Origin of the sequence: Cupriavidus sp. HMR-1 (assembly GCF_000319775.1) — a bacterium.
Lineage (GTDB): Bacteria > Pseudomonadota > Gammaproteobacteria > Burkholderiales > Burkholderiaceae > Cupriavidus > Cupriavidus metallidurans.
This window is the reverse complement of record NZ_ANKP01000177.1, coordinates 1-6,367: the sequence shown is the minus strand read 5'-3', so window position 1 is coordinate 6,367 and position 6,367 is coordinate 1. Positions and strand designations below refer to the sequence as shown.

Sequence of the window (6,367 nt, the reverse complement as noted above, 5' to 3'; positions counted from 1 at the left end):
GCGGCGAAGTGCCGGGGAACTACAATCCCGCCGAGGCGCAATACGTCGATTTCCTGTGCGAGGCGCTCGAACCCATCGTTGCAGGGCTGGTGCCCGGCGGTAGCATCGTCCTCAACGTGTCGAACGACATCTTCGAGCCGCGCAGTCCGGCCCGCTCTCTCTATATCGAGCGCCTGACGCTGGCATTGCACGACCGGCTCGGCCTGTCGCTGATGGGCCGGGTGCCCTGGGTGAACTACAGCAAGCCGCCAGGGCCCACGCGATGGGCCTGCGTGGAACATGTCCAGCTCACATCGGCTTACGAGCCCGTGCTCTGGTTCACAAACGATCCCGCCTGCGTGCGGGCCGATAACCGCCAGATTCTCCAAGCCCACACCGAACGGCACCAGCGACTGATCGCCGCCGGCGGGGAGCAGCGCAACGCTGTGTACGGAGATGGCGCCTATCGCATTCGGCAGAGCGCCTTCGGCAACCAGACGGCCGGGCGGCTGCCTCGGAACGTCATCGAGCGCGGCCACAGCTGCTCGGACACTCGCGCCTATCGCCGTGCCGCCCAGGCACTCGGCTTGCCGACCCACGGCGCCATGCAGCCTACCGACATCCCCGACTTCTTCACGCGGTTCCTGTCCCAGCCAGGCGACCTTGTGGTTGATCCATTTGGCGGGACGATTCGCACCGGCCTGGCCGCCGAGAGGTTAGGTCGGCGCTGGATCGCAACGGAATGGATCCTGCAATACGCGCGCGGTGCCGCCGAACTGTTCCGCCAGTTCGACGGCTTTCAGATGCACCCGGCCATGCAATGGGCCACTCAACCCAAACGACAATGACGCAGCACGACGACAACGAACGCGAATACCCCGAACCCGAAACCGTCCTTGCCATCCGCGGTGCCATCGCCACCGGGCAGCTGGGCGGCCCCATGGGTCCGCCTGGCCACTGGCTTAATGAATTCTGGCAGATTGGCGCCGCGCTGCGCGACCATGCCGAAATCCTGCAGGGCTTCGAGGACACCGCGCTGCAGGAACTCCTGAATACGACGGCGGACTATCTGGCGACCGACGTCCCTTAGCCCGGCCGCCTTTCGCACAGTCCGTCGCGCCCGACCGTTGGGCACAGGATGCGGGCAGGCATAATGCCGGCATTTCCCGATCCTGATTCTCCCCATGCCCAGCGGCCTCCTCCAATGCGCCCACTGCGACGGCGCCCCGACCTACATCTCTGGCCGGCTCCAGGCAGTTATCGTATGTGAAGAATGCGGCATTTCTACGCCTCCTGTTCGCCTGGACTCTGCGGACAAGGACACCGCGTTCACGACGCTCAGCGCGATCTGGAATAGCCGCGTCGAGCACCGCCCAGCCGACCAGAACGCGGTCTCAATGATGTCGCGGCGCGCGCTCACCGCATCGGACATCCCCTACTTCCTGAATCTGCTGGCGGCAACGACCTCCGACTGGGAGACGGTCGGACCCAAGTTTGCCGCCATGGCCGCGGCGCTTGCCCAGCCAGGGTACGAGTTCAAGCACGTAGATCCACCGGAGACCGTGATCTCCCAGGCGGCGAGATACCAGAAACTGTTGAAGCGCGCGAAGATCATCTATATCGATGGCGCACCGATGATCCGCTTCGATCATGTGCCGGCACTGTGCGCGGAGATCGCCGAAGAATCCCTCGCCGACAAGGACTGGCCGCTTCTGGATCTGCACGAGTTCATTGGTAAGGCTATCGATGGCCTCCCCGATCACTGGCAGCCTTGACTTTGGCCCAGAAAGGGCAAGCTGGGAGCGTGTTCAATGACGCCCTCCCAGCAATGATCCGTCAACTTACCGTCGCCCTTCTCCTCGCCGTCACCGCGGCAGCCGCCTCCGCCAAGGACGCCGCGCAATGCGGAAACATCCTCGAGGCCGGCAAGCCGGCGGCCAGCCGTCCTGCCGCCAACACCAAGCTGCTCTGCTACCGCGCGTACGCAGTCCTCTACTCGCCGCAGACCCGCACGGCCCTTTGGTCCGCCGAACACCTGACCGCCGCCGCGGCGGATGCGGCCCGCACATTGCCGCGCGACAGTGATTTCTATGAAGAAGATCGCTTGCCGGCTGGCGAGCGTGCGCAGCTGCGAGACTTCGTACGATCTGGATACGACCGTGGCCACCTTGCCCCGAGCGGTGATTTCGGAGACAAGGCGTCTCAGGCCGAAAGCTTCAGCCTCGCCAACGTCGTGCCTCAGAACAGCACGTCGAACCGGAGGACCTGGAGCCATATCGAGACATCGACGCGCAAGCTCGCGCGTCAGTATGGCGCCATCCATGTCGTGACCGGTCCGGCATTCACCAATGCCGCCCGAATGCTGAACGGCCGCGTGCGCATCCCGGACTATTTGTGGAAGGCAATCTATGTGCCGGGCGTCGGCGCTGCGGCCTACGTCGTCCGTAACGATGCGACGCAAGCCTACAGCGTCATCAGCATTAGCGAACTGTCGCACTTCACCGGCATCGATCCGTTCCCCGCTCTGGCGCCGACAAAGCGAGGCGTCGCATTGGATCTACCGCCGCCGACACCCCATCCGGGGGAGAAGGCGGCTCGCCGTGTCGCATTTGCCTGGCTTGTTGGAAACGACAAAGCAGGGGATGCGGCTGAATCCCTCGGTGGGCTGGTTCAGCACGCCGGTGCGCTGGCCACGCTCATGCTGGCCTACGCGCGGTAGCATCCCGCCGGAAGGAACATGTTCCTTTCAAAAAAGACGAAAGGCGCGCCTTTTGACGCGCCTTTCGCTTTCATACTGGCCGATTTACAGTCAGCCTCGTGCCCAAAGCCACGTTCCGAGGCCGAAGTACAACGATAGCGGGATGGATGCCCCCGCCAGCGAAGCCAGAACGAAGCGGAGCCGGGAAGGGCGCCGCGGCGCGCGCGCAAGCTCGATAGCGCGCCAGCGGACATTGTCCACCATGTCCCGTACCTTCGGGTCCACCGCGGACTCGTCGAAGCCCGCCAGCCACACCATGTCGGAGTTGTGAATCTCGCCCACGAACATCGATATCTCACTGCCCCCCAACACCCTCGCCCGTTCCACTGCGAACTCCAGCATGAAGACGCTTCGCAACGGGATGTTGAGCTCAGGCTCGATCATCGCAAGCCAGCGCCAATCAGGATCCGGAAACACAGGCCCGCAGCGATCACCCACGCCCGCCCGCCGCCGGCAATTCTCCACGAGATAGGCGTAGGGCTCCGGAAAGCCGGCAATCCTGCGCCGCTCGTCGGGCGAGAGCGCATGGAAGGCGGCAGAGCCACCGATGTCCTGGAGACGACGAAACCCGTTCGCTCCGAAGCGGTCCGCCATCGTCCGCCGCTCGCGCCGCATGCCGGCGGCCACCATAAACATGCGCATCGGCGTGAGAGCGGCTTTGAACTGCATCCGGAATGCATCGCGCAGTGGGATCTCTGTCCAGTCGTCCATCTCGACCTGGATGCCCCGGTACAGCTTCGCGAACTTCGTCTCGCCAAAGACAAGCTCTCCCGGGGCATTCTCGATCGCGTCTTCGACCAGAGCTTTGTACTGGCGATTGGTGCCGCCCGTCAGACCATGGAGCACGCCATAGACATGGCAAGTGACGCCGCGATATCGGATCGTCGCCGCATCGAGGCGTTGCGGGATCTCCGCGGTGCCGGCGAGCAGCTCCGCGACCGGCACGTATTGTGGGGAGGCCGCATGCATCGCGTCACCGGCCACCGGCGCCCCCGTTGACCGCGTCCTTGAATCGCTGGCCCGCCTTGAACTTCACGGTCTTGGCTGCCTCGACCCGGATCTCCTCGCCGGTGCGCGGATTGCGCGCCATGCGTTCGCCACGCTCGCCTTTGCTGAAGGTACCGAAGCCGATCAGGCTCAGGGTTTCGCCGCGGCCTACCGCCTCGACGATGGCATCGAGCGTTGCATTGAGGACGTGCTCGGCCTTGGTCTTCGTGAGGCCGTCGACACTGCGCGCAACGGCGTCGACCAGTTCGGATTTCGTCATGAGGGTAGATCTCCTTTCGAGTTGAATGTGCCAGGGTATTCAAGCACGCCCCGACTACATCGCCTGCCTTGAAAGACCCACCAATTTCATGAACTTTCGGCGCTGGAGCCCGCCTCTCCCCCTATCGGCCGCGCAGGCAGCTCCGCAAAGTCCTTCAAACCACCGAGGTAAGCGCGCCCCTGGCATGCGAGACTAAGATGCGCGACGTCGGCCTGCTTAAGCGCTACACCCAACGCCTTTCCCAACACATCGCCCTTCTCCGACGGCATGGCGGACGAAATGCGGAAAATCGTTCCCGCCTCAGTATCGTGATCCTCGAGCTGCCACCCGGCCCCGCTCAACCGCCGCCTGGCTGACAGTGCGAAGTGCATCGATACCAGGTCACTCAGATAGGCGCCAACCGCAACGCCGTCACCCCAGATCTCACCGAAGTCGAAGAAAGGGTTGTCCACGATGTACCCTTCGATACCGACCTCGGAAACCTCCAACTCATCGAAGGTATAAAGCAGAATGCCACCCCAACTAGTGCGCAGGCCTCGCCGGCGAGCCGACGGCCACGCCGGGGAGGAAATGGGAAGCCAGGGCCATTCGGCGGTTGAGTTTGCCGCGACGCCATTGGCTAGGATGCGGCGAAGCGCATCGTCAGAGTAGAGTTTGTCTACATACATGGGTCATCTAAGCCTCTGGCAGACTGAGAAACACGCTACAAATATGTCGTGTTACTGCGGAAATAGGGTGAGCATGCTCACACTTTTTGCCACCACCCACAATATCGGCCATTACGTGTCCCGCTTCGACAATACGCGATACAGCTTGGCGCGCGAAATGCCCAATGCCTTCGCCGCAGCGGCTTTGTTACCGTCGGCTTGCGCAATTGCCGCCTCGATCTCTGCGACCGTGGGTTCGGGCCTGTCCTGGGCGCGCTGCGTTGCATACGTCGACAAGTACGCGTTGGCCTTTGTCGCGCGGCTATGGCCTGCGGCCTCCACCACCTTTCGCATGGCCTCGTGGTGCGCAGCCGCGTCCTCAACCTTGCCCCCGCCCTTGACGGCAGCGGGCTGCCCGCTGTGACGCTGGTACATCTGCTGCAGATATTGGTGGCGAAGCCCGTGTGCCGTCACGCCAGCGCCATTCTTGGTGACACCATGCTTCTCCAACACCGTATAGAAACGCCGGCGCCATTGCTTCTGCGTATAGGTCGCCGGGATGAGCGACTCCCTCCCAGGATTGGTCGCTTGCGCCAAGCGCGCGGCCTGCCCTAGCAGGTCGTACTGCCAGTCGAATTCGATAGGCACGCGTCTCGGCCGGCCGCCCTTGGTGCCATCGTGGACATGCAGCATGCCCGATGGAAGGATGTCCAGAGCAGGACGCAGCCGCCAGCTTTCCTTCGCACGCAATCCAAATCCGGCCTCAAGTTTCAGCTGCAGCGCGACGTGCCGATCCGTCACCTCAATCTCGGCAATCTTCGCCAGAGCATCGATCCCCTTGCCTTCCCAGGACCGATCTTCTTTGGCGACGTAGCCGCGAACGTAACCCTCCGGGCGCGCCGTGTAGTCGTCGATCCGCCCCACCATGTTGGCCTTGCCCATCCACGACATGAAGGCGCGCAGATGCGTCAGCCGCAACTCTACAGTGCCGACATTCAGCTTGCGATCTTCTACCCAGTAGCGGACAAGCCAGCGAACGTGCTTCTGCCGGATTGCATACGGCGACGTCACCGCCATGCCACCGATGCGCCGTAACTCCACCATCATCGCAAGAAGCGCCTGCGCCCTCTGGCGTTGAGACATTTGCGAGAGCGACCGGCCGCTGACTCGCGTGCCGCTATGCGGTAGGTGGAGGTGCTCGCTCGCCAACACCGCAAACTCGGCCTTGAAACGCTCGGGGAGGTTGTACTGGTCCAGGATCGGTCGAAGGTTAATTGTCTTCAGCATGAAGGATTCCGATTCGCGCTAAGCGCATACCGCCGGCCGCGCAAATCTGCGCAACCCAATTCTCGGCGGCGCCAACCCCGAATTGGCCCTGCCCGCTTGGTGCACCGGGGTACCACCCCCAGCTTGCCGGCCCACCCTGCCGGTCCTACAACCACTCTTCCGGTCCTTTAGCGATGCCAAACCGATCGGCCCTGAGCATGGAAGCAATGCGTCGTGACCGTCCGCTTCGCGAACACGCAAGGCTCTCGCCTCACGCGCCGCTTACGCGGCCACCCTATCCGGTGCATCTCTGGATGCGAGCCTGCCTTCGCGTGGATTGCGTCCACACGCCTGCGGCCTTTGCCGTGATGGGTGATTACCTGTTGCGCCGTTCTGGTACCGGTGGCGCCCCCCGGATCGATATTTGCTCAGAAGCCTGCGTTCGCCGTC

8 protein-coding genes are annotated in these 6,367 nt (G+C 63.2%); 4 read left to right on the top strand and 4 right to left on the bottom strand.

The features are described from left to right. The 4 genes from D769_RS19680 to D769_RS19665 form a co-directional block, all read left to right on the top strand. Window positions 1–827, top strand: an 827-nt coding sequence (locus D769_RS19680) for a DNA methyltransferase (protein ID WP_008648657.1), incomplete at its 5' end; no start/stop codon positions are given. After that, window positions 824–1,069 carry a hypothetical protein gene (locus tag D769_RS19675; protein ID WP_008648656.1) on the top strand — a complete coding sequence of 82 codons (246 nt, stop codon included), beginning with the start codon at window positions 824–826 and terminating at the stop codon, window positions 1,067–1,069. The genes D769_RS19680 and D769_RS19675, both read left to right, overlap by 4 nt. Window positions 1,070–1,163: 94 nt before the next feature. Beyond that, window positions 1,164–1,754 carry a hypothetical protein gene (locus tag D769_RS19670; protein WP_008648655.1) on the top strand — a complete coding sequence of 197 codons (591 nt, stop codon included), beginning with the start codon at window positions 1,164–1,166 and terminating at the stop codon, window positions 1,752–1,754. A 53-nt stretch (window positions 1,755–1,807) separates the two neighbouring features. Then, the gene (locus tag D769_RS19665) at window positions 1,808–2,698 is read left to right on the top strand and encodes a DNA/RNA non-specific endonuclease (protein WP_008648653.1); all 891 of its coding nucleotides are present in this window, start codon (window positions 1,808–1,810) and stop codon (window positions 2,696–2,698) included. Window positions 2,699–2,788: 90 nt separating this feature from the next. Here the strand turns inward: D769_RS19665 and D769_RS19660 are convergent, their stop codons facing one another. The 4 genes from D769_RS19660 to D769_RS19645 form a co-directional block, all read right to left on the bottom strand. After that, on the bottom strand, window positions 2,789–3,706 hold the full coding sequence (locus D769_RS19660) for a hypothetical protein (protein WP_008648652.1): 918 nt from the start codon (window positions 3,704–3,706) through the stop codon (window positions 2,789–2,791). Between the two features lie 4 nt (window positions 3,707–3,710). Next, window positions 3,711–4,004: an HU family DNA-binding protein gene (locus D769_RS19655; protein WP_008648651.1), complete on the bottom strand. Its 294-nt coding sequence runs from the start codon at window positions 4,002–4,004 to the stop codon at window positions 3,711–3,713. Between the two features lie 86 nt (window positions 4,005–4,090). Continuing rightward, complete coding sequence (locus D769_RS19650) at window positions 4,091–4,672, bottom strand: hypothetical protein (RefSeq protein WP_008648650.1); 582 nt, start codon at window positions 4,670–4,672, stop codon at window positions 4,091–4,093. Window positions 4,673–4,783: 111 nt separating this feature from the next. Then, on the bottom strand, window positions 4,784–5,938 hold the full coding sequence (locus D769_RS19645) for an integrase domain-containing protein (RefSeq protein ID WP_008648649.1): 1,155 nt from the start codon (window positions 5,936–5,938) through the stop codon (window positions 4,784–4,786). Between the last annotated feature and the right edge of the window lie 429 nt (window positions 5,939–6,367).